A 25,217-nucleotide genomic window follows, 5' to 3' on the forward strand; every position below is an offset into this window, starting at 1 on the left:
GATCCGTACACCTGCAAGGAGAGGAATATGAGTAACGTAAAGGTTGTTGATGTCATCATTCGCAAAACGGCGGAGAAAACGAAATTAACCGGCGAAGGAAATCTGTCGGTCTCTATTTCATCGCCGAGCGTGATTGAAATTCAGGGCTCTGCTCAGGACGTGGTGCGTTATGTCCGCCAGGGTAAAGACCTTCTCATTTATATGAAGGACGGCAGTGTTATTCGCTGCAATAACTATTTTGTTGAAGATCCTGAAACCCAACATCAGTCAGAGCTGGTGTTCAACGACGGGCAGGAACTGACTCATCTCTCTTTTGCCGATGCCGGGGAAGCGTCAGGCGTTGCCGCGACTGAATTAACCGCGCAGGCCACACCCATTAGCAGCATTGAACCCTTCCTGGAGCAGGGAAGCGCCCTGAGCGATGCCCCGTGGGGCTGGATTGCAGGGGCGGCGTTAGGCGGCGGTGCTATCGGCGCACTGCTGGCCCACGGCGGTGACGGCGAAACCAAAACGAAAGTCATTGATAACACCAAAGAAGTGGAAAGCGCCACGCCTACCTTCCTGCTGTCGGACAAGGTGGGCGACAAGCAGGGAGTGCTGAGCGCAAACGCCCTCACGGACGATAACGCGCCGACCTTCAGCGGTACCGGTCAGCCGGGCGCGACCATCCAGATTAAAGACGGCAGCGGCAGCACCATCGCCAGCGCGATGGTCGGTAAAGACGGCACCTGGACGGTAAAACTCCCGACCCAGGCCGACGGAGAGCACACCTGGTCGGTGGTGCAGATCGACGGCAGTAAAACCACGTCAGCGGGCAACATCACCGTGACCGTTTCTACGTCCGAGGCCACGCTTACGCTGGCGACAACGGCGGGTGACAACGTGATTAACGCCAGCGAACAGTCCGCAGGCTTTACGCTGTCCGGCAGCAGCCAGCATCTGGCGCAGGGAACCGACGTTTCCGTAACGCTGAACGGCAAAACCTACACCGCTCAGGTGGGAGCAGACGGCGCGTGGAGCGTTAACGTGCCTGCGGCAGACGCGCAGGCGCTCAGCGACGGTACCTGGACCGTTAGCGTCAGCGGCAAAGACGCGGCGGGTAACACCGTGAGCGGAAGCCAGACGATTGGCGTGGATACCGCTGCGCCAACGCTCTCCGTCGATACGCTCGCGCAGGACAACATCATTAATGCCGCTGAGCACAACCAGCCGCTGACGCTGAGTGGTAAAACCAACGCGGAAGCCGGGCAGATTGTGACGGTGACGCTGAACGGCAAAAATTATAACGCCACGGTGGGCAGCGACGGCACCTGGTCCGTCACGCTGGCGGCCAGCGAGGTGCAGGCCCTCAATGAAGGTCACCACACCCTGACGGTGAACGTCAGCGACAAAGCTGGCAACGGCTCGTCCGTGACCGCGGATTTCACGGTAGATACCAACGCGCCGGTCGTCACCATCAACACCGTCGCGGGCGACGATATCCTCAACACCAGCGAGCAGGGCCAGGCGCAGATTATTTCCGGGCAGGCGAGCGGCGCGGCGGCAGGCGATGTCGTCACCGTGACCGTTGGCGGCCAGACCTTCACCGGCGTCGTACAGGCAGACGGCAGCTGGAGCGTGGGCGTTCCTGCCTCCGTCGTCGGCGCGCTGGGTGAGGGCAACCACACCATTGCCGTCTCCGTCACCGACGCAGCGGGGAACACCGGTAGCGCCACGCACGGCATTGCGCTGAGCGGCAACCCGCCGGAATTTACGATTGACGCCATCAGCCAGGACAACGTGCTGAATGCCCGGGAGGCGATGCAGCCGCTGAGCCTGAGCGGCACCAGCAACCTGCCGGACGGCAGCGCCGTTACCGTGACGCTGAATAACGTCAGCTATCAGGCGACCGTCGAAAACGGTATCTGGGCGGTTCAGGTGCCGGTATCCGACGTCCTGAATCTGGCGAACACCCTTTATAGCGTCAGCGTCAGCGGCACCGACAGCGTGGGTAACAGCGGCTCCGCAGAGGCGAATCTGCTGGTCGATACCGTGCTGCCGAAGGTGATCATTAACACCTTTGCGGGGGATAACCTGGTTAATAACGCCGAAGCGGGCGTGGACCAAACCCTCAGTGGCCGCGTTACCGGCGCGGCGGCGGGCGATACGGTGTCTGTTACCGTTGGCGGTAAGAGTTACAGCGCCACGGTGGGCAGCGATCTGACCTGGAACGTCACGATCCCTTCAGCGGATCTTCAGGCGTTCGGCGACGGGGATTTGACCTTTACCGCCTCCGTGACCAACGGGCACGGTAATACCGGCACCGGCGAGCGCGATATCAATATCAACGCGGAACTGCCGGGTCTGCGCGTAAACACCATTTCCGGCGATGACGTAATCAACGCCATCGAGCAACAGCAGGATCTGACCGTCACCGGCGCCAGCACCCATCTGGCCGCAGGTACGCCGATTGTCGTCACCATCAACAACGTCGACTATCAGGCCGTGGTGACCGCCAGCGGCGGCTGGAGCATTGGCGTTCCTGCTGCGGATCTGCAGGCCTGGACGGCCGGAGGTATGACGGTCAGCGTCAGCGCGGAAGATGCCTGGGGCAACACCGTTGCGGCTGAACACCCGATTGAACTCGATCTCAACGCCGTGGCGGTCACCATTGATACCGTCTCCGGCGATGACCTGCTGAACGCGGCAGAAAAAGGGAGCGATTTAACCCTTTCCGGCCAGACGCAGGGCGTGGAGGCGGGGCAAACCGTTGTAGTGAAATTTGCCGACCAGACTTTTACCGCGCAGGTGCAGCAGGATGGCTCTTGGAGCCTGACCGTCCCGGCGCACGCCATGGAAACGCTGATTGACGGGCGGGCGCAGGTAAGCGTCAGCGTGACCAACGTCAGCGGCAACAGCGCGGACGCCTCACGCGTGGTGACCGTCGATACGCAGCCGCCGACCATTACGCTCGATAATCTGACCGACGACAACATCATCAATGCGGCAGAAGCGCAGCAGGATCTGGTGCTCAGCGGCAGCACAACCGCTGAAGCGGGCCAGACGGTCACCGTGACGCTGAACGGCAAAAACTATCAAACTACCGTGCAAGCTGACGGCACCTGGACGCTGAACGTGCCTGCCGCCGACGTTGGCGCGCTGGCAGACGGCACTGTCACCGTGACGGCCTCCGTCAGCGACGTGGCAGGTAACAGCAGCAGTGCGGACCGCGTTGGACTGGTGGATGCCACCGTGCCGCAGGTGACCATTAATGACTTTGTCACCGACACCAACACCGTTAACCAGCTGGCCCATTCTCAGGCGCAGATCCTGAGCGGCTCCGTCACCGGCGCGGCGGCGGGCGATTTGGTCACCATCACTATTAATAACGTGGACTACACCACCGCGGTGGACGCGGCGGGCAACTGGAGCCTCGGCCTGCCTGCATCCGTCGTTCAGGGGCTGACGGACGGTACCTGGACCATTAACGTCTCCGTGACCGATCGCTCCGGCAACACCGGCAGCAGTTCTCTGGATGTGGTGGTGAATACCGTGACGCCTGTTATCGGTATTAACACGCTGGCCGTAGATGACGTGATCAATGCGGCAGAGAAGGGTGAAGATCTGCTGCTTTCCGGTACCAGCAACCAGCCGGAAGGGACCACAATCACCGTAAACCTGAACGGTATCAACTACACCGCCACCACTAACGCCAGCGGCAGCTGGAGCGTCACCGTGCCCGCCTCTGCGGTGAGCGCGCTGGGCGAAGCCAATTACACCGTGACGGCGAGCGTTACCGATAATGTGGGCAACAGCGCCTCAACCTCGCACGATGTGCTGGTGGACAGCGCGTTGCCGGTAGTCACTATCAACACTTTCGCGACCGACAATATCGTCAACGCGGCGGAAGTCACCGCAGGGCAAACCCTGACCGGGAAGGTCTCTAACGCGGCATCGGGCGATACCGTCACGATTATCCTCGGCGGGCAGACATACACCGCTACCGTGCAGGACGATCTCTCATGGAGCCTGCCGTTAACCGAGAGCCAGTTAACCGCGCTCGGCAACGGCGAACTGACCGTATCGGCCAGCGTCACCAACGCACACGGCAACACCGGTTCGTCTTCGCTGGACTTCACCATCGACGCCCAACTGCCGGGCCTGCGTATTGATACCGTTGCGGGTGATGACGTCATTAACGTCATTGAGCACGCTCAGAACCTGATTGTTTCTGGTTCAAGCACCGATCTGGCAGCGGGCAGCACCGTCACGGTGACCATTAACGGCAAGATCTATTCCGCAACCGTACTGGCGGACGGTACCTGGCAGGCGGCGGTTCCGGCAGCGGACGTGTCCCTGTGGGCGGACGGTTCGCTGGATATCAAGGCAAGCGCGCAGGATCCTTCCGGTAACCCGGTGACTATCGGCACCGTCGTGGACGTCGATCTCGCGCCGGTCGCCGTCAGCATCAACAGCGTGACCGCGGACAACGTGCTCAACGCGGCAGAAAAAGGCCAGGATCTTGTGCTTTCCGGCTCCTCCGCGAACGTAGAAGCGGGCCAGACCGTCACCATCACCTTTGCGGGTAAAACCTACACCACGACGGTGAACGCCAACGGCGACTGGACGTACACCGTACCGGCAGCCGATTTGAGCGGACTGAAGGACGGTGACGCCAGCGTGCAGGTCAGCGTGAGCAACGTGAACGGCAACGCGGCGTCGTCTGCGCAGGAGTTCAGCGTCGATACCGCCGCGCCAACGGTGACCATCAACACCATCAGCGGCGATAACATGCTGAATGCGGCTGAGGCAGCGCAGGATCTGACCCTGAGCGGTACGTCCACTGCCGAAGCAGGCCAGACGGTCACCGTAACCTTCAACGGCAACCAGTACACCGCGCAGGTGCAGGCTGACGGCAGCTGGACGCTGGACGTGCCGGCAGCCGATCTGGCGGGCATTACCGACGGTAACGCCACGGTCACGGCGACCGTGTCCGATAAGGCGGGTAACCCGGCCAGCGCGGATGCCTCCGTGCTGGTGGATACCACCGTGCCGCAGATCAGTTTCAACATCGTCGCGGGCGACGACATCGTGAATATTGCCGAGCACGGCCAGGCGCTGATCGTCTCCGGCAAGGTCACGGGCGCGCAGGCGGGTGACGTCATTACCGTCACCCTGAACGGCAAAGACTACACCGCGATGCTGGACGCGTCCGGAAGCTGGAGCGTGGGCGTTCCGGCGGCAGACGTGGGCGCGCTGGCTAACGGCGAGCAGACGATCTCCGCGACCCTCACCGACAAAGCGGGTAACAGCACCACCGCCACGCATGAATTTGACGTCTCCCTGGCCGCGCCGGAGATTGCCTTCAATACCCTGGCGCTTGACGACGTGATTAACGCGGTCGAGAAAGGCCAGGATCTGCTGATTTCGGGCACCAGCAACCAGCCGGAAGGTACTGCCATTACGGTGATCCTGAACGGCATCAGCTATGCCGCGACCACCAACGCCAGCGGCGGCTGGAGCGTGACCGTTCCGGCGGCGAACGTCTCTGCGCTGGGCGAAGCGAGCTATACCGTCACGGCAAGCGTGACCGATAGCGCAGGCAACGGCGCGAACGCCAGCCATAGCGTGCTGGTCGACAGCGCGCTGCCACAGGTTACCATTAACGTAATCGCCATCGATGACGTGATTAACGCGGCGGAAGTCGATTCCGGACAAACCCTGAGCGGGAAGGTGAGCGGCGCGGCGAGCGGTGACACTGTCACCCTTTCAATTGGCGGCAATACGTATACCGCGACGGTTCAGGACGATCTGAGCTGGTCGGTCAACGTGCCGTCCGCGGCCTTAACCGCCATCGGTAACGGCGATCTGACGGTGTCAGCCAGCGTCACTAACGGCCACGGCAACACCGGCTTCGGCGAGCGCGAGATCACCATCGACGCCAATCTGCCGGGCCTGCGCGTCGATACTGTGGCGGGCGACGACGTGATTAACAGCATTGAGCATGCGCAGAACCTAATTATTACCGGCTCCAGCGACGGCCTGGCAGCGGGCGCGGCGCTGAGCGTGATCGTCAACGGCAAAACCTACGCGGCCACGGTGCTGGCAGACGGTACCTGGACGGCGGCCATTCCGGCGGCAGACGTCAGCGCGCTCGGCGCAGGCACGGTCACCGTGAAGGTCGAGGGAAATAGCGCGGCAGGCAACCCGGTCTCCATCAGCCACGACGTGAAGGTCGATCTGGCGACGGTTGCTATCAGCATTGACGCGATTGCGACCGACGACGTGATTAATGCGGCAGAAAAAGGCGCAGATCTGGTGCTTTCAGGTTCCACCAGCAACGTGGAAGAGAACCAGACGGTTTACATCACGTTCGGCGGCAAGTCCTACACGGCGAAAGTGGATGCCAGCGGCAACTGGACGGCGACCGTGCCGTCGGCAGATCTGGCTGGGCTGAAGGATGGCGACGCCAGCGTGCAGGTGAGCGTCACCAACGTGAACGGCAACAGCGCCTCGGCGGGACGCGAGTACGGCGTGGACGCCACCGCGCCGACGGTCTCCATCGAAATCGTCAGCGACAACAACATCATCAATGCCGCCGAAGCGCAGCAGGATCTGGTCATCAACGGCGTCTCTAACGCCGAAGCGGGCCAGACCGTGACCGTCACGCTGAACGGCGTGGATTACACCACCACCGTGCAGGCAAACGGCAGCTGGAGCGTGACCGTGCCTTCTGCGGATCTGGGCGCGATTACCGACGGGAACTATACCGTCAGCGCCGCCGTGTCGGACAAAGCGGGCAACCCGGCCTCCGCTGCTCGCGATGTGCTGGTCGATACCACCGTGCCACAGCTGACCATCAACACCGTTTCCGATGACGACGTGATCAACAGCGCCGAGCACGGGCAGGCTCTGATCGTTACCGGCTCAGTGACCGGCGCGGCGGCGGGCGACGTGGTGACCGTCACCATCAATAACAAAGATTACACGGCGACGCTGGATGCGTCCGGCAACTGGAGCGTGGGCGTGCCTGCGGCGGACGTCGGTGCCCTGACCGCCGGGGATTACACCATCACCGCGGCGCTGACCGACAAAGCCGGAAACAGCAACAGCGCGACGCGCGAGGTGGAAGTCAACCTGAGCGCGCCGGTGCTGACCATCGACACCGTCTCCGGTGACGATGTGATCAACAGCAGCGAGAAAACGCAGGATCTGACCATCACCGGTACGGCTTCCGGACTGGCGGCGGGCGCGGTGGTGACCGTGATGCTCAACGGCAAAGCCTACAGCGCCACGGTTGAGGCCAACGGCCAATGGTCCACGACGGTTCCGGCGAGCGAGGTGGGGCAGCTGGGTGAAGCGCTTTACACCGTCACTGCCTCCGCAACGGACAGCGTCGGCAACAGCACCAGCACTTCGCACACCGTGAACGTGGAGTCCGTTCTGCCGGGCGTCACGATCAACACCGTGGCAGGCGATGACGTCATCAACGCGGCAGAAGTGGCCGCAGGTCAGACTATTAGCGGCACCGTGGTGAATGCCGAAGCGGGCAACACCGTGACCGTAACGATTGGCGGCAACAGCTACACCGCGACGGTACAGAGCGATCTGACCTGGTCCGTCGATGTACCGGAATCGGTCCTGACGGCGCTGGGCAACGGCGATCTGATTGTAACCGCCAGCGTGACGAACGGCGTGGGCAACAGCGACAGCGGCGAGCGTGAGATCGCGATAGACGCCAGCCTGCCGGGCCTGCGCGTGGACACCGTGGCGGGCGACGACGTGATCAACAGCATCGAACACGGACAGAACCTGATTATCACCGGCTCCAGCGACGGGCTGGCGGCGGGTGCGGCTCTGACCGTGACCGTAAACGGCAAAACCTATCCGGCGACCGTGCTGGCGGACGGCACCTGGAGCGCCGCAATCCCGGCGGCGGACGTGGGTGCGCTGGCCGCAGGCACGGTTACCGTGACCGTTGCGGGCCAGAGCAGCGCCGGTAACCCGGTTTCCATCAGCCACGATGTGACGGTGGATCTGGCGAACGTCGCTATCAGCATCGACGCCATTGCCACCGACGACGTGATTAACGCGGCGGAGAAAGGGGCGGATCTGGAGCTCTCCGGCACCACCTCAAACGTGGAGGAAAATCAAACCGTCACCATCACCTTCGGCGGCAAGAACTACACCGCCACGGTGGACGCGGCGGGTAAATGGACCGCCACGGTGCCGGCTGCGGATCTGGCGGGCCTGAAGGACGGTGACGCCAGCGTGCAGGTAAGCGTCACCAACGTCAACGGCAACAGCGCCTCTGCGGGCCGCGAGTACAGCGTGGATGCCACCGCGCCGTCCGTCACCATTAATACGATTGCGACCGACAACATTCTGAACGCCACGGAAGCGCAGTCTGACCTGGCGATTTCCGGCAGCAGCACCGCCGAAGCGGGCCAGACCGTGACCGTGACGCTGAACGGCAAAGACTACACCACAACCGTCGGCGCGGACGGCAGCTGGACGCTGAACGTTCCGGCGGCGGATCTGGCGGCGCTCAGCGACGGCAGCGTGACCGTAACCGCGAGCGTGTGCGACAAGGCGGGCAACCCGGCATCCGTAAACCATAACCTGACGGTGGACGTGACCGTCCCTGCGGTCACCATCAACGCCGTGGCGGGCGACGACGTGATTAACGTTGCCGAGCACGGTCAGGCGCAGATTATCAGCGGCACTGCCACAGGCGCGGCAGCGGGCGATAAGGTCACCGTGACCATCGGCGGCCAGACTTACACCACCATACTGGACGCGGCAGGTAACTGGAGCGTGGGCGTCCCGGCGAGCGTGATTTCCGGCCTCAGCGACGGCACCGTGACCGTCACTGCGTCTGTTACCGACGCGGCGGGCAACACCGGAAGCGGCACCCATAACGTCACCGTCGATACCGGTCTGCCATCGGTCAACTTCAACGCCATCAGCGGCGATAACGTTCTGAATGCGGTGGAAAAAGGTCAGGATCTGAGCGTCAGCGGCACCAGCGCCAACCTGGTGGAAGGCACCGTGGTGACCGTGACCCTGAACGGTAAGAACTACACCGCAACGACCGCGGCGGACGGCACCTGGAGCCTGACGGTTCCGGCTGCGGATCTGGCCGGTCTCGGTCAGGCCAGTTACACCCTCAATGCGACCGCCACCAACGGCGTGGGCAACAGCGTGAGCAGCGCTGCGAACCTGCTGGTCGACACCGCGCTGCCGACCGTCACCATCAACACCGTGGCGGGCGATAACGTTATCAACGCGGCGGAAGTGGCGGCAGGCCAGACCCTGAGCGGTACCGTGGCGAATGCCGAAGCGGGCAACACCGTAACCGTGACCATTGGCGGCAACAGCTATACCGCAACGGTGCAGAACGATCTGAGCTGGTCCGTGAACGTGCCGTCTGATGTGCTGACCGCACTCGGCAACGGCAGCCTGAGCGTGACGGCAACCGTCACCAACGGCCACGGCAACACCGGCAGCGGCGAGCGTGAGATCGCGATAGACGCTAACCTGCCGGGCCTGCGCGTGAACACCGTGGCGGGCGACGACGTGGTCAACAGCATTGAGCATGCGCAGAACCTGATCGTTTCCGGCTCCAGCGACGGGCTGGCGGCGGGCACGGCGCTGACCGTTACCGTGAACGGCAAAGACTATGCGGCGACGGTGCTGGCGGACGGCACCTGGAGCGCGGCGGTTCCGTCTGCGGACGTGAGCGCGTGGCCGGAAGGCACAGTAAAAATCAGCGTCACCGGCGACAGCGCGGCGGGTAACCCGATTACCATCAGCCACGACGTCACCGTCGATCTGGCCTCTGTTGCCATCAGCATCAACGCCATTGCCACCGACGACGTGATCAACGCGGCGGAGAAAGGGGCGGATCTGGTGCTGTCCGGCGCGACCACCAACGTGGAAGCCGGGCAGACCGTCACCCTGAGCCTGAACGGTAAAATCTACACCACTACCGTAGAAGCAGACGGCAACTGGACCTATACCGTGCCGGCTGCGGATCTGGCGGGCCTGAAGGACGGCGACGCCAGCGTGCAGGTGAGCGTCACCAACGTGAACGGCAACAGCGCCTCGGCGGGCCGCGAGTACAGCGTGGATGCCACCGCGCCATCCGTCACCATTAATACGATGGCGACTGACGACATCCTGAACGCCACGGAAGCGCAGTCTGACCTGGCGGTTTCCGGCACCAGCTCCGCCGAAGCGGGCCAGACCGTGACCGTGTCGCTGAACGGCAAGGACTACACCACAACCGTCAGCGCGAACGGCAGCTGGACGCTGGACGTTCCGGCAGCGGATCTGGCGTCGCTCAGCGACGGCAGCGTCACCGTTACTGCGAGCGTGAGCGACAAGGCGGGCAACCCGGCATCCGTAAACCATAACCTGACGGTGGACGTGACCGTGCCTGCGGTGACCATCAACACCGTGGCGGGCGATGACGTGATTAACCTCGCTGAGCACGCGCAAGCGCAAATCATCAGCGGCACTGCCACAGGCGCGGCAGCGGGCGATAAGGTCACCGTCACGATTGGCGGCCAGACTTACACCACCGTGCTGGACGCAGCAGGTAACTGGAGCGTGGGCGTCCCGGCCAGCGTGATTTCCGGCCTCAGCGACGGCACCGTGACCGTCACTGCGTCTGTTACCGACGCGGCGGGCAACACCGGCAGCGGCAGCCATAACGTCACCGTGGACACCGGGCTGCCGTCCGTGGGCTTTAACGCCATCAGCGGCGATAACGTCCTGAACGCGGTGGAAAAAGGTCAGGAACTAAGCGTCAGCGGCACCAGCGCCAACCTCGCGGAAGGCACCCTCGTGACCGTGACCCTCAACGGAAAAAGCTACACTGCAACGACCGCCGCAGACGGCACCTGGAGCCTGACGGTTCCGGCGGCGGATCTGGCGGGTCTGGGCGAAGCGAATTACACCCTGAGCGCAGCCGCGACCAACGGCGTGGGCAATAGCGTCAGCAATACGGCGAACCTGCTGGTCGACACCGCGCTGCCGACCGTCACCATCAACACCGTGGCGGGTGATAACGTCATCAACGCGGCAGAAGTGGCGGCAGGCCAGACCATCACCGGTAAGGTGGCGAACGCGGAAGCCGGTAACACGGTGACGGTGAACATCGGCGGCAACAGCTACACCGCGACGGTGCAGAGCGATCTGACCTGGTCCGTGAGCGTGCCGGAGTCCGTCCTGACGGCGCTGGGCAACGGCGATTTGACCGTGTCGGCGACCGTCACCAACGGCCACGGTAATACCGGCGCGGGCGAGCGCGAAATCGTTATAGACGCCAGCCTGCCGGGACTGCGTATTAATACCGTGGCGGGCGATGATGTGATCAACAGCATCGAGCACGGACAGAACCTGATCGTCACCGGTTCCAGCGACGGGCTGGCGGCGGGCACCACGCTCACCGTGACCGTTAACGGCAAAACTTATGCGGCCTCCGTGCTGGCGAACGGTACCTGGAGCGCGGCGATCCCGGCCGCAGACGTGGGTGCCCTGGCAGCAGGCGCGGTGACCGTCACCGTGGCAGGTCAGAGCAGCGCGGGCAACCCGGTCTCCATCAGTCACGACGTCACCGTCGATCTGGCGGCCGTGGCTATCAGCATCGATGCGATCGCCACCGACGACGTGATTAACGCGGCGGAGAAAGGCGCGGATCTGGTGCTCTCGGGCAGCACCTCGAACGTGGAGGAAAACCAGACCGTCACAATCGCCTTCGGCGGCAAAACCTACACTGCGAAAGTGGATGCCGACGGCAACTGGACGGCCACCGTGCCTTCCGCGGATCTCGCGGGCCTGAAGGACGGCGACGCCAGCGTGCAGGTGAGCGTCACCAACGTGCACGGCAACAGCGCGACGGCAGGCCGCGAGTACAGCGTGGATGCGACCGCGCCGACCGTGACGATTGATACGGTGGCAGGTGATAACGTGATTAACGGCAGCGAAGCGGCTGCGGGCGTGGCCATCTCCGGCACCACCACGGCGGAAGCCGGGCAGACGGTCACCGTGACGCTGGGCGGCAAGAGCTATATCGCTCAGGTGCAGCAGGGCGGTATCTGGAGCGTCAACGTACCGGGCACCGACCTCTCCGCACTGGCCGATAACGGCTACAGCGTGCAGGTCAGCGTGAGCGACGCTGCGGGTAACCCGGGCAGCGCGGGCAAAGCGATTACGCTTGATACCACACCGCCGTCCGTCAGCTTTAAGGCTGTGGCGGGCGATGACGTCATCAACAGCGTGGAGCACGGGCAGGCGCAGATCGTGAGCGGAACGGCAACCGGCGCGAGCGTCGGCGATAAGCTGGTCATCACCATCGGTTCAAACCAGTACACCACCACCGTTGACGCCAGCGGCAACTGGAGCGTGGGCGTTCCGGCCAGCGTGATTTCTGCCCTGACCGACGGCACCGTGACCATTAGCGCGACCATTACCGACAGCGCGGGCAACAGCAGCACCCAGACCCACGATGTGGTGGTGAATACGGCTTCCGTGGCGCTGACGGTGAACACCCTCAGCGGTGACGACGTCATCAACGCGACAGAAGCGGGTAGTTCGCTGGTGATTAACGGCTCCAGCGCCCAGTTCGCCAGCGGGACGCAGGTCACCGTGACGCTGAACGGCAAGACCTATACGGCCACCATCCAGAACGACGGCAGCTGGACGACCACCGTTCCGGCCGCAGACGTGGGTGCCCTGGCCGATGGCGCGAGCTATCAGGTGTCCGTGTCGGCGCAGGACAGCGCGGGCAATAGCGCCTCGGCGACGCACGGCATCAGCGTGGATACCACTGCGCCTGTCGTGAGCATTGCGACGCTGTCGGGTGACGACATGCTGAACGCGCTGGAAGCGCAGCAGCCGCTGACGGTACACGGGTCGTCCAGCGCGGAGGCGGGCCAGACCGTCACCGTGACGCTGGGCGGCAAAACCTACACTGCGCTTGTGGGCAGCGACGGCACCTGGACGCTCGATGTGCCGGCGGCAGATCTGGCTATTCTGAGCCAGGGGGCGCTGACGGTCACCGCGTCGGTCAACGACAAAGCCGGTAACGGCGGTCAGACCACGCACACCTTAACGGTGGATACCGCTGCGCCGACCGTGACCATCAGCACCGTGGCGGATGACGATATCGTCAACAACGCGGAGCAGCTGGCGGGTCAGACCATCCGCGGCACCACCACGGCAGAACAGGGCCAGACGGTGACCGTTTCCTTCAGCGGGCACAGCTATCAGGCGACCGTCGGGGCGGACGGAACATGGTCGGTCTTCGTGCCGGGGCGTGATTTCCTCGGCCTGAGCGACGGGGATTACACCATTACCGCGTCGGTAAGCGACAGGGCGGGCAACCCGGGTAGCGCAACGCATGACGTGACGCTGAATGGCGATGTCCCAACCATCACCATTAACACCTTTGCGCAGGACGATATCGTCAACGCGGCCGAACACGGCACGCCGCTGGTCGTCAGCGGCACCACCGACGCGCCTGCGGGCCAGACGGTGACCATCACCCTGAACGGCAAAACCTACGCTGCGACCGTGCAGAATGACGGCACCTGGAGCTACACGGTGGGCAGCGCAGACGTCACCGCGCTGGCAGACGGCGGTTCGTACGTGATTAAGGCGCAGGTCAGCAACGCCATCGGCAACAGCGGCAGCGATAACCACACCGTCACCGTCGATCTCACCGCGCCGTCGATGGGCATCAGCATTGATTCGCTGCAAAACGACACCGGCCTGAGCGCGACGGATTTCATCACCAACGATAAGCAGGTAGTGGTCAACGGCTCCCTGACCGCGCAGCTCGGCAATAACGAGAAGGCGCAGATCAGCCTCGACGGCGGCACCATCTGGATTGACCTGACGGTGACCGGCACCACGTGGCGCTACACCGATGGCCGCACCCTGACGGACGGTACGTATCAGTACCAGGTGCGGGTGATCGATAGCGCGGGCAACGTGGGGGCAACGGACAGCCAGGACGTGGTGATTGACCTGACGAAGCCTGCGGCAACGACCATTACCGTGGATTCCGTCACCCAGGATACCGGCCTGTCCGGCAGCGACTTTATCACCAGCGACAACCAGATCAGCCTGAAAGGGACGCTCGGCGCGGCGCTGGGCAGCGGCGACCACGCGCAGATCAGCCTCGACGGCGGGGTCACCTGGACCGACGTCAGCGTGAGCGGCCTGACCTGGACCTACGTGGACGGTCGTACGCTGGCCGACGGGGATTACAACTACCAGCTGCGCGTGATTGACGACGCGGGCAACATCAGCGCCACCGCCAGCCAGGTCGTGTCGATTGATACGGTTGCGCCGGACGCCAGCAAAACGATCGCTATCGACAGCATCAGCGACGATACCGGCCTGAGCAGCAGCGACTTTATCACCAACGATACGTCCCTGACGCTGCACGGCTCGCTCGGCGCGACGCTGGCCGACGGCGAGTATGCCCAGATCAGCATCGACGGCGGCGTCACCTGGCAGAACGTGATTGTCACCGGCAACAGCTGGTACTACGTGGACGGACGTACGCTGGGTAACCAGACCTATGACTACTACGTGCGCGTGGTGGATGCGGCGGGCAACGTGGGCGCCAGCGCCCATCAGCAGGTGACCGTCGATACGGTCGCCCCGGGTGCGGCGATTACGGTGACGGTGGATAACATCACCGTGGATACTGGCTTCGACAATAACGACTTCCTGACCAGTTCGACCTCGTACACCCTGCATGGCACGCTTGGCGCAGAGTTAGGAGCGGGTGAGTACGTGCAGGTGAGCATGGACGGCGGCAGCACCTGGGTGTATGCCACGGTAAGCGGTACCCAGTGGCGCTATAACGACACGCGCACTCTGGCCGACGGCGATTACAGCTATCAGGTGCGGGTAGTCGATCAGGCGGGCAACGTCGGTGCCACTACCACCCAGACCGTGACGGTGGATACCCAGGCGCCGCAGTACGGCATCACCATCGACAGCATCAGCGATGATACCGGGCAGTCCGGGAGTGATTTCATCACTATGGACACCACCCTGACCATCAACGGCTCGCTGGGCAGCGCGCTGGCGAGCGACGAGAGGGTGCAGATCAGCCTTGACGGCGGAAACACCTGGGTTGACACCACGGTGACTAATCAGCGCTGGACCTACACCGATACCCGCGATCTGCCTGACGGAGATTACACCTACCAGGTGCGGATTATCGACCAGGCGGGCAACGTCGGCTCCACCGCCTCTCAGGTGGTGACGGTGGACACCACGCCGCCAGCTACGGTAGGCACGGTAGTGAGCTATACCGATGGTGAAGGCGAGCGTCAGGGCACCTTTGGTAGCACGGTGGCAACGGACGATAACGCGCCGCTGATCAACGGTACGCTCAACCGCGCCCCTGAAGACGGCGAGATCGTCCAGCTATACCGCGACGGCGTTCTGCTCGGTCAGGTGACCATGAACGGCAGCGCAAGCTGGTCCTTCCAGGATAACGGCCTGAGCGATGGCAACCACACGTACATCGTGCGCGTGACCGACAAAGCCGGTAACTACACGGAATCGGACGGCTTCGTGCTGAACGTTGATACCAGTATCCCGACCACCACGGCGGCGATTACCGCCCAGACCACGTCAGATACCACCCCAATCGTCAGCGGTACCGTCTCCGCCGACCTGGTGAACGGTGAATACCTGGTGGTGACGGTGAACGGGAAAACCTACACCTCCCAGACGGGGGGTGCCGTGGTAGTCGACCCGGATCACAATACCTGGTACCTGCAGATCCCGGACGGCGATGCCCTGAGCGTGGCGGGCTACAGTGTGACGGCGCAGGTGAAGAGCAGCGCGGGTAACGGCAATACCACCGGTACGGCGACCGGCAGCCTGGTGATTGATACCACCACGGTGAATACCGACTGGGCGACCACGGCGGGGAACAGCAACAACTCCACCATGACCCTCGGCATGAACAGCAGCGGTCTGTGGAATATCATTGCGAACACTCAGGCTTACTCCAGCAGCGATAGCTCGACCTATGCCAGCAATACGCTGACCAACACCCGCGGCTACTACGTGGTGAGCCAGACCGCCGCCGACTTTGACCGTAACGGCACGCAGGATATCTTCGCGACCGAGAATACCTATGCCGGGTCTACTCAGGTGATGTGGACCTACGATGGCAGCACCTATAACGCCAGCCAGCTGGCGATGGGGACCACCATCTGGTACGGCGGCGTGATTGCGTACGATAAAACCGGCGATGGCTATCTGGATCTGGCGTACGGCGATGCCGGTATGGACTCACTGACCTACCTGGTGAACAACAACGGCGTCCTGTCGCCGGACGGCACCGGCGGGGAGGGCGGTTTCTACGGTCAGTTCGACTCCGGACGTGAAATCTCCGGCGTTGACCTGAACAACGACGGTACGGTGGATATTGTCCAGCACACCAACCGCAGCGGCGCGTACTCGTTAACCGTGATCAACAACAACGGCAACGGCACGCTCTCCATCGGCCAGAACCTGACCAACGTGTTTGTGGTAAACGCCGCGAATACCACCACGGCGGCGTCTATGACGTGGGCGGATTTCAACGGCGATGGCTACATGGATCTGTACCTGGGCAGCAGCTACAACAACAACGGCGGGGTGATTTACTACAACGACGGTACCGGGAAGCTCTCAACCACCAAGAGCGCGGTGGAAGCCTCTAACGCCACGGCGGGGTATCTGTCGGTGGCGGTGGACTGGAACGGGGACGGGCAGATGGACATCATCAAGCTCAGCACCTACGGCGGTTCACAGACGGCGACGCTGTTCACCAACAACGGCTACGGTTCCAGCTGGACCGCCAGCCAGCTTAAAACTGGCCTGGCCTACGCCACCGGCGTGGCGGCAGTGGACTACAACTGGGACGGCGCGAAGGATCTGCTGGTGTCGCAGCAGAACGGCAAGGTGGTGCTGGTGCAAAACAGCGCCAAAATTGCCGAAGGTACCGCGATGCACCTGCACATTGTCGACAGCGAGGGCATCAATGCCTACTACGGCAACACGGTCAATCTGTACAACGCCGCGGGCGTGTTGGTGGCGTCGCAGATCATTAACGCCCAGTCTGGTATTGGTTCGAACGATACCTCTGCGCTGGTGAGCTTCTACGGGCTGGATCCGAATGAAACCTATTCGGCCGAGATCCTGAAGATTACCAACGGCGTGTCGGATAACGTCACCTGGAGCGGTCTGGAGGCGGGCAACGGCAAAGAGGGCTACGTCCTGACGGCCGAAGCGGCCACCGGCGGCCACAGCGGGACCCTCACCGGGACTGGGTATAACGACACCTTTATCGCAGAGGATGGCACCTATACCTACAACGGCTCCGGCGGCTGGAATACCCATTCCGACTACGACACCTGGAGCAACACCGGCGGGATGGACGTGGTGGATTACCGCAATGCGACTTCCGGCGTAACCGTTGATTTGCGTCTCTCTACCGCGCAGGACACCGGGTTCGGTACGTCACGACTGCTCAACATTGAGGGCATCAACGGCTCGGATTACGACGACGTGATCACCGGCAACAGCGGTGATAACCAGTTCGAAGGCCGCGGCGGGAACGACACCTTCAACATCGGCAGCGGCGGTCACGACACGTTGCTCTATAAGCTGATCAACGCGTCGGACGCGACGGGCGGGAACGGTCACGACGTGGTGAACGGCTTCACCGTCGGCACCTGGGAAGGGACCGCGGACACGGATCGTATTGACCTGCGCGATCTGCTCTCCGGCAGCGGCTATACCGGCACGGGCTCGGCGAGCTACGTGAACGGCGTGGCCACGCTTGACAGCAGCGCGGGCAACATCACCGATTACGTCCGCGTGGTGCAGAACGGCAGCAATACCGAAATCCAGGTGGATCTGGACGGTACAGGCGGCCAGTTCTCGCCAACCACCCTGGTGACGCTGAACGGCGTGCAGACGGACCTGGCGACGCTGCTGGCGAACCATCAGCTGTTAATTGCGTAAACCAACGCCGCGGGGAGCAATCCTCGCGGCCTTTTGTCGTTACTTTACACCAATGGCGTTAACCCGGAGATTATGAAGACACATCCACAGTACGAACCCTGGCTGCAGGGCATGCTCATCATCGCGAAGCACTACCGGCTGGACTTTTCGGTGGAGCACGTTCGGGTCACGATTAACCATGAAAGTCAGTCTCCGCGCCAGCTGGTGCTGGAGGAGATGGCGCGCCAGCTAGGGCTGGGAATGCGCGTGGCGACGGATGCAACATCTCTCGATCCGTGGCGCCTGCCGCTGCTGGCGGAATTCACCGGCGGTCAAATCGCGGTCATTAACCGCATGGACAACAAAGGCAACGTCAGCCTGCAGTTCAGCGGCGACGGCGGGCTGGAGACGACGCTAACGCGGGACGCGCTCGGCTCACGGTTGAAAACGCTGCTGGTGCTGCGCCCGCTAGAGTCTACGCCGGATGCCCGCGTGGACGACTACATCAAACCGTATGAGAAAAACTGGTTCTGGCAGCTGGCGCTGAAGGACTGGCGCCGCTACAGCGACATCATGCTGGTGGCGCTGGTCGCTAACGTGCTGGCACTCTCCGGCATGGTCTTCTCCATGCAGGTGTACGACAGGGTGGTGCCGTCGCAGTCGGAGGCCACGCTGTGGGTGCTGTTTGGCGGCGTCATGCTCGCCATCGTGTTTGAATTCATCATGCGCATGCTGCGCGTGCATATTTCGGACGTGGTGGGGAAACGCGCCGACCTGCGCATCTCAGAACGCGTCTTTGCCCACGCGCTGCGAATTAAAAACGGGGCGCGCTCCAAATCAACCGGATCGTTTATCGCCCAGATCCGCGAGCTGGAGTCGGTGCGCGAGCTCATCACCTCGACCACCATTGCGGCGATCTCCGATCTGCCGTTCTTCCTGCTGTTCGTCTTTATTCTGTGGATGATTGGCGGCCCGCTGGTGCTGGTGGTCCTGCTCGCCGTGCCGCTGCTGCTCATTCCGGGCCTGCTGGTGCAGCGCCCGCTGGGGAAACTCTCCAGCGAAGGGATGCGTGAATCCGCCATTCGTAACGCGACGCTGGTGGAGGCGGTGCAGGGTATTGAAGACATCAAGCTGATGCGCGCCGAGCAGCGTTTCCAGAACCAGTGGAACAACACTAACGACGTGGCCGCCAGCGTCGGCATGAAGCAGCGCTGGCTGACGGGGCTGCTGTTGACCTGGACCCAGGAGGTGCAGTCCATCGTCTATGCGGTGGTCCTGCTGGTGGGCTGTTACCTGGTCATCAGCGGCGACATGACCACCGGTGCGCTGGTGGGAACCTCGATTCTGGCATCGCGCACCATCGCGCCGCTGTCGCAGATCTCTGGCGTGCTCTCGCGCTGGCAGTCGGCAAAAGTGGCCCGCAAGGGGCTGGACGACCTGATGCAGCGCCCGATTGACGATCCGCAGCACGGGAAGAAGGTGCATAAAGCGCACCTGCGCGGGGATTACCGGCTGGAAGACGTCGGCTTCTACTATGACGAGGAAGAGAAACTCACCGTGCTGAACCTCGGCAAACTGCAGATTCGCGCCGGTGAGCGCGTGGCGGTGCTCGGGCGTAACGGCTCCGGTAAAAGCACGCTGCTGCAGCTTCTGGCGGGCATGCAGGAGCCGCAGCAGGGGAGCATTCTGCTGGACGATATTGCTCTCAATCATCTGGACCCGGCCGACCTGCGTCGCGACATGCAGCTGCTTAGCCAGCAGGCGCGGCTGTTCTTTGGCTCCGTGCGGGACAATATCCTGATGGGGAACCCGCTCGCCACCGACGATGAAATTCATCAGGCGCTGGTCAATAGCGGCGCGCTGGAGTACGTGCGTAAGCAGAAAATGGGGCTGAACACCATCATCAACGAGGGCGGAACGGGCCTCTCCGGCGGACAGCGTCAGGCGCTGCTGCTGGCGCGCGCGCTGATCACTGCCCCGAATATCCTGCTGCTGGATGAGCCTACCGCCTGGCTGGACGAGATGAGCGAGAAGCAGTTTATTCAGCATCTTCACAAATGGCTGGGCAAGCGCCGGACGCTGGTGGTAGCAACCCATCGCCTGCCGATTCTGGACTTGGTCGACCGCATTATTGTACTGGAAAACGGCAAGGTGGTGATGGACGGCCCGCGCGACGCGATCCTGCATCAGCACGGGCTGGCGCCGCAAAAAGCGGCACAGCGCACCGTGACCATGAAGCCGGCGGCTGTAGCAGAGGAGGGTGCGGCATGAACGATTTCTCCCGTTATAACAGCCGTCTGAAAGAGCCGCGCCTGCCGCGTTCCTCGCTGGTAGCATGGTCGCTGTTCGCCCTGCTGGCAGTGTTTATCGCCTGGGCGAGCCTGTTCCAGCTGGATGAGGTTACGACCGGCAGCGGCAAGGTGATACCGTCCTCCCATGAGCAGGTGATTCAGTCCCTGGAAGGAGGGATTATCCACAGCCTGCTGGTGCGCGAAGGCGATATCGTTGAGCGCGGTCAGCAGCTGGCACAGCTTGACCGGACTAAGACCGAGTCCAGCGTGCTGGAGAGCGAGTCTCGTCTGAACGCGGCGCTGGCAACGGCTGCGCGTCTGAAGGCCGAAGTTAACGACACGGAACTCGCGTTTCCCGAGGAACTGGACGATGACGTTGAGCTGGTCAAACAGGAAACGGCGCTCTATCAGTCCCGTCGCGAGAGCCTTGAAAAAGGGCTGGCCGGCTTACATCAGGGCGCCGAGCTGGTGCAGCGCGAGCTGTCGTTGACCCGTCCGCTGGTGACCCAGGGGGCGGCCAGCAAGGTTGAGGTGTTACGTCTTGAGCGTCAAAAAAATGAGCTTGAGAATAAAATCACCGAGATGAAAAATCAGTATTACGTCCGCGCCCGCGAAGAGCTGGCGAAAGCTAACGCGGAGATTGAAGCCCAGCGTTCGGTGATGAAAGGGCGTGAGGACTCCCTGACCCGGCTGACCTTCAACGCGCCGGTACGTGGGATTGTGAAGGATATTGACGTGACGACCGTGGGCGGCGTTATTCCCCCGAACGGCAAGCTGATGAGCCTGGTCCCGCTGGACGACCAGATGGTGGTTGAGGCGAAAATCTCGCCGCGCGATGTCGCGTTTATCCACCCCGGCCAGAAAGCGCTGGTGAAAATTACGGCCTATGACTACTCCATCTATGGCGGGCTGGAGGGCGAGGTGACCATGATTTCGCCGGACACCCTGCAGGACGAGGTGAAAAGAGATGTCTACTACTACCGCGTCTATATCCGCACCGACAGTAACCACCTGACCAATAAGCAGGGCAAAGACTTTCCGGTCTTTCCAGGGATGATTGCAACGGTAGATATTAAAACCGGCAGCAAAACCATCCTGGATTATCTGTTGAAACCGCTGAACAAGGCAAAAGAGGCGCTGCGCGAAAGATAAAGATTGGCGTTCGGTATACCGAACGCCATTTGTATTATACCGTTGACGTTACGTTGTTTGGGTGGCGTCGCTCCTTCGGCACCACGTTAATGTAATGAGTAACATAGGCGAAATATAATCCGGCATAGTTTTCGACCAGTTCGAAAAACGCCGGATACACCGACAGGCGACCGTCACCGCGATCTTTAAGATAACCTGCCTCATGCGCCGATTTGATAATCCGGTTGACGTGGATCCGGGAGACAAAGAATTCTTTAGCGAGCGTGCTGGCGGAGTATTGAATAACCGCGCCGTGGGCGGATTTGTTTTTTATGGCCTGCAGGTAAAGATACAGCATAATCATGCGGCCTCCATCCTTATCAATAAATAACCCCACTTCCGGTAAAACTTTTCTGAACGTTAATCCCCTAAAAAGATATTCTGCCGCGCGGCGGAAGAAATTATTTCTCAATGTGTCATTATCCAGCAGGTTAACATCAATATTAAACGTCGGGTAAAGAATGCTGACGGGTAAAAATGCACCGGACATATAGCGTTTGAGTTCATTCAATCCTTTTTCGGTTGGGGCAATTCTCGTTTTTCGTCGGTCTTCCGTACAGCGCCAGGTCCTGATGCGTCCCGTGGTTCTGAGTAACGTAATGATCGCAATAACGCTGTTGGGGCTGGCTATTTTATAGCGGGAACATAACTCTTTTATCTCTGAGACGGATTCGGCCTGATTGCCAAATATAAAACAACACATGGAAAGAATAATGTTAAACCGTGATTCCTGAAGCATTGTCTTGTAGAACAAGGGTTGTTTTTTGTAGATGGCGTCATTGATTGTGTAGTGCTCTAATATTGCCTCACTAAACCGCGGGTTGCTTTTTATAACATCCCTTCGATGTAGCAAGGCCCTGGATGAGATGTGATTATCCATAGCATTTTTCTCGTATTTGATGAGCCGATAGATGAAGTATCCAGCCTTCTTTTTCGGAATTTTCATTATACCTGAGAAAAAGTAGCTTGCGGTCGGTATTTTAAAAGAAATATAGAGTTATATTTATGTGTGGAAAAAAAAGGTGATTAACGCAAAGATGTTACAGTGCATGGCGTTGATAACAGTATCTTAACCTGATGGTGTATTGTAAAATTATTATACACACCGCTGTTGGTTTACATACTCATAATAATAATGGCGCTTTCGTGCCCAGGAGCAGGTTATGATCCACCCAATTTCTCTCAGTAATGATGCGCGCAACGAGCAAAGATTTGTCATTTCAACCTGCGGCTTTACGTTTCAGGGATATCACCTGCTGCTCAAAAAGTACGGCATAGAGACTGCGCATATTCACTTTGATGGAGATGAGTTATCTGATCCTGACAAGGAAAATATCCTTATTCATCAAAACGCTCACATCGTAGTGTTCCTGGGAAAAGGTACGGTAGCTCTCCTGGAGAGCCTGACGCGACTGGCATCCGTACTCAATGCACTTCCTGTTATTCGTCGTGTTACCCTGTATGGTGATATACCGGACAGCTGGCTGTATCGAACCCTGGGTAGTCTTCTAAATAACAGTCATCAATTATCATTGATTCGCATAGCCAGCGTATCTGATGTAATAACCTGTTTCCACACCCACAATAATGGCTTTAAAGACCGCTCGCGCTTATTACGCGATTACTATCTGGACTGTTCTTCGTCAGAAAAGCTCAAATGGCTGACAAGAAGAGAGGTTGATGTTTTATTGAACTTCTATCGCGGCATGTCTATAAAAGACCTGTGCGACAAACTGAGGCTTTCTAATAAAACGGTTTACACTCATCGTAAAGAAGGTCTGCAGAAATTACATTGTATCAAGCGATGGTTGAATGAACCGCGCAATGTAAAAGTGGAAAGGCGGATTAAAAGCCAAAATCAAAGAGTTGACTTCACGGATAAAGAAGCGGAAGTTTTTAATGCGCTGGTGAAAAGGGAGATATTTCCCGCCTACCAGATCATTACCGATCGTGACAAGAAAGGGGTGGGGTTTGAGATACTTATTCGCTGGAATAAGAACGGTAAAATAGTCAAGCCAGCCCGTTTTCTGAATGATATCGCTAATTATGAAGTATGGCTAAAGATTACGGCTATGGTGATCCACGCTGCCGTGTCCGGGATTAATAAATATAACGGTAAATTCTATTTTTCCGTTAATATACCGCCTCGCCTGGCGTCCGGGAGCGCGCTGCCAGAGATGGCCAAGAAAGCCATCGACATGCTGCTTAACCCCCAGTGGGCGGAAAAGCTGGTCTTTGAATTCGCGGAAGATATTGATGTAACGAAAGATAAAAGCATCCCAGAAACCATGCGGCACCTGCGTAATACGGGGTGCAAACTGTTTCTTGACGACTGCTTCTCAAGCCATCATGCCATGTTCCCCGTGAGGCAGGTGCATTTTGATGGGCTGAAACTGGATCGGGACATCGTCGATCATTTTGTGGCGAACGACAACGATTATAATCTTATTAAAGCGATACAGATTTACAGCGACATGACCGGAACAGCTTGCATTGCAGAGGGCGTTGACAGTGAGGAGAAGTTTGAAAAATTAGTCGAGCTGGGTGTGAAAAACTTTCAGGGATATTATCTCTCGCGCGCCGTAAAAGAGGAGGAATTAGACCGCATGGTGAGATTGTTCAGCTAAAAAATAAAGCCCCGAAGGGCCTTGTTTATTTGCGTCCCAGCAACAGGCCAAGCACAATACCAACCGCACCCGCGGCGATAAGACCGGTGAGCGGGTTATTTCTGACCGCTTCAGTCACGTCAGAGACAGCATCGCTGGCCTGTGCGGCATATTTTTTCGCAGCGCCTTTTACCTGATGCTTCGGTGAATCAACGAATTCACCGAACTGCTGCTGGGCTGAACCTGAAAGTTCATCAAATTTATTTTTTGCTTTGTCTTCAGCAAACTGGGTGTTTTTATCAGTACCGAAATCAGACATTTTTGCCTCCTTTTGTTGATAGTTAAAGGATAGCCTCTCTTTGAAAAGATGAGAGGCGGAACGCTAAATTTCGGAGGGAATTGGCCGGTTTTCGGATATATCTACACTAGAAGAGGCCGTTATTTTTCGTTCTCATCCTGGCCGTAATACAGCTTGCCAATGCGGATAAGCGGGCGGCCCTGAGACTTGCGGTGCAGGTTGCTGTCCCGAAGGGAATACACGCAGCCGCAGTATTCCTGCTGGTAAAACTGTTCCCGCTTGCTGATCTCAATCATGCGTGATGAGCCGCCCTGTTTGCGCCAGTTGTAGTCCCAGTAGACCATCCCCGGATAGCGCGCTGCCGCACGCTGGCCGCAGTCATTGATCTGCTGCATATTCTTCCAGCGAGAGATCCCCAGCGAGCTGCTGATAACGCTGAAACCATTTTCCGCCGCGTAGAGCGCCGTACGCTCGAAGCGCATATCGAAGCACATGGTGCAGCGGACGCCGCGCTCGGGCTCCCACTCCATGCCTTTGGCACGCTCGAACCAGTTATCAGTATCGTAATCGGCATCAACAAACGGCACGCCGTGTTTTTCTGCAAAACGAATGTTTTCTTCCTTACGGATGAGGTATTCCTTTTGCGGATGGATGTTGGGGTTATAGAAGAAAATGGTGTAGTCAATGCCCGAGGCCTGGATAGCTTCCATGACTTCACCGGAGCAGGGGGCGCAGCAGGAGTGCAGCAGAAGTTTATCGGCGCCGTTTGGCAGGGTGAGCTGCGGGCGGATGAAGGGGGTTGTACTCATGTTGTTCTAC

Annotated in this window: 7 protein-coding genes; 4 read left to right on the plus strand and 3 right to left on the minus strand. The window is 60.1% G+C overall.

The annotated features are described in order from the left end of the window. Positions 1 to 27 precede the first annotated feature (27 nt). The 3 genes from INF73_RS09690 (at position 28) to INF73_RS09700 (ending at position 21,455) form a co-directional block, all read left to right on the plus strand. The gene (locus tag INF73_RS09690; RefSeq protein ID WP_193540194.1) at positions 28 to 18,033 is read left to right on the plus strand and encodes an Ig-like domain-containing protein; all 18,006 of its coding nucleotides are present in this window, start codon (positions 28 to 30) and stop codon (positions 18,031 to 18,033) included. Between the two features lie 72 nt (positions 18,034 to 18,105). After that, positions 18,106 to 20,283 carry a type I secretion system permease/ATPase gene (locus tag INF73_RS09695; protein ID WP_193540195.1) on the plus strand — a complete coding sequence of 726 codons (2,178 nt, stop codon included), beginning with the start codon at positions 18,106 to 18,108 and terminating at the stop codon, positions 20,281 to 20,283. Next, complete coding sequence (locus INF73_RS09700) at positions 20,280 to 21,455, plus strand: HlyD family type I secretion periplasmic adaptor subunit (RefSeq protein ID WP_193540196.1); 1,176 nt, start codon at positions 20,280 to 20,282, stop codon at positions 21,453 to 21,455. The genes INF73_RS09695 and INF73_RS09700 overlap by 4 nt, the downstream gene beginning before the upstream one ends. A 34-nt stretch (positions 21,456 to 21,489) precedes the next feature. Here INF73_RS09700 and INF73_RS09705 read toward each other — a convergent pair whose 3' ends face one another. After that, positions 21,490 to 22,374, minus strand: a complete 885-nt coding sequence (locus tag INF73_RS09705) for a hypothetical protein (protein ID WP_028013087.1) — start codon at positions 22,372 to 22,374, stop codon at positions 21,490 to 21,492. Positions 22,375 to 22,657: 283 nt separating this feature from the next. Between INF73_RS09705 and INF73_RS09710 the strand changes: the two genes are divergently transcribed. Then, positions 22,658 to 24,121, plus strand: coding sequence for an EAL domain-containing protein (locus tag INF73_RS09710; protein ID WP_193540197.1), 1,464 nt, complete (start codon positions 22,658 to 22,660; stop codon positions 24,119 to 24,121). 25 nt (positions 24,122 to 24,146) lie between these two features. Here INF73_RS09710 and INF73_RS09715 read toward each other — a convergent pair whose 3' ends face one another. Both INF73_RS09715 and INF73_RS09720 read right to left on the minus strand, forming a co-directional pair. Further along, positions 24,147 to 24,419, minus strand: a complete 273-nt coding sequence (locus INF73_RS09715) for a YqjD family protein (protein WP_028013089.1) — start codon at positions 24,417 to 24,419, stop codon at positions 24,147 to 24,149. 119 nt (positions 24,420 to 24,538) lie between these two features. Beyond that, positions 24,539 to 25,207: an epoxyqueuosine reductase QueH gene (locus INF73_RS09720; RefSeq protein WP_028013090.1), complete on the minus strand. Its 669-nt coding sequence runs from the start codon at positions 25,205 to 25,207 to the stop codon at positions 24,539 to 24,541. Between the last annotated feature and the right edge of the window lie 10 nt (positions 25,208 to 25,217).

The organism is Enterobacter cloacae complex sp. P6RS (assembly GCF_014982245.1).
GTDB classification, from domain to species: Bacteria; Pseudomonadota; Gammaproteobacteria; order Enterobacterales; family Enterobacteriaceae; genus Enterobacter; species Enterobacter bugandensis.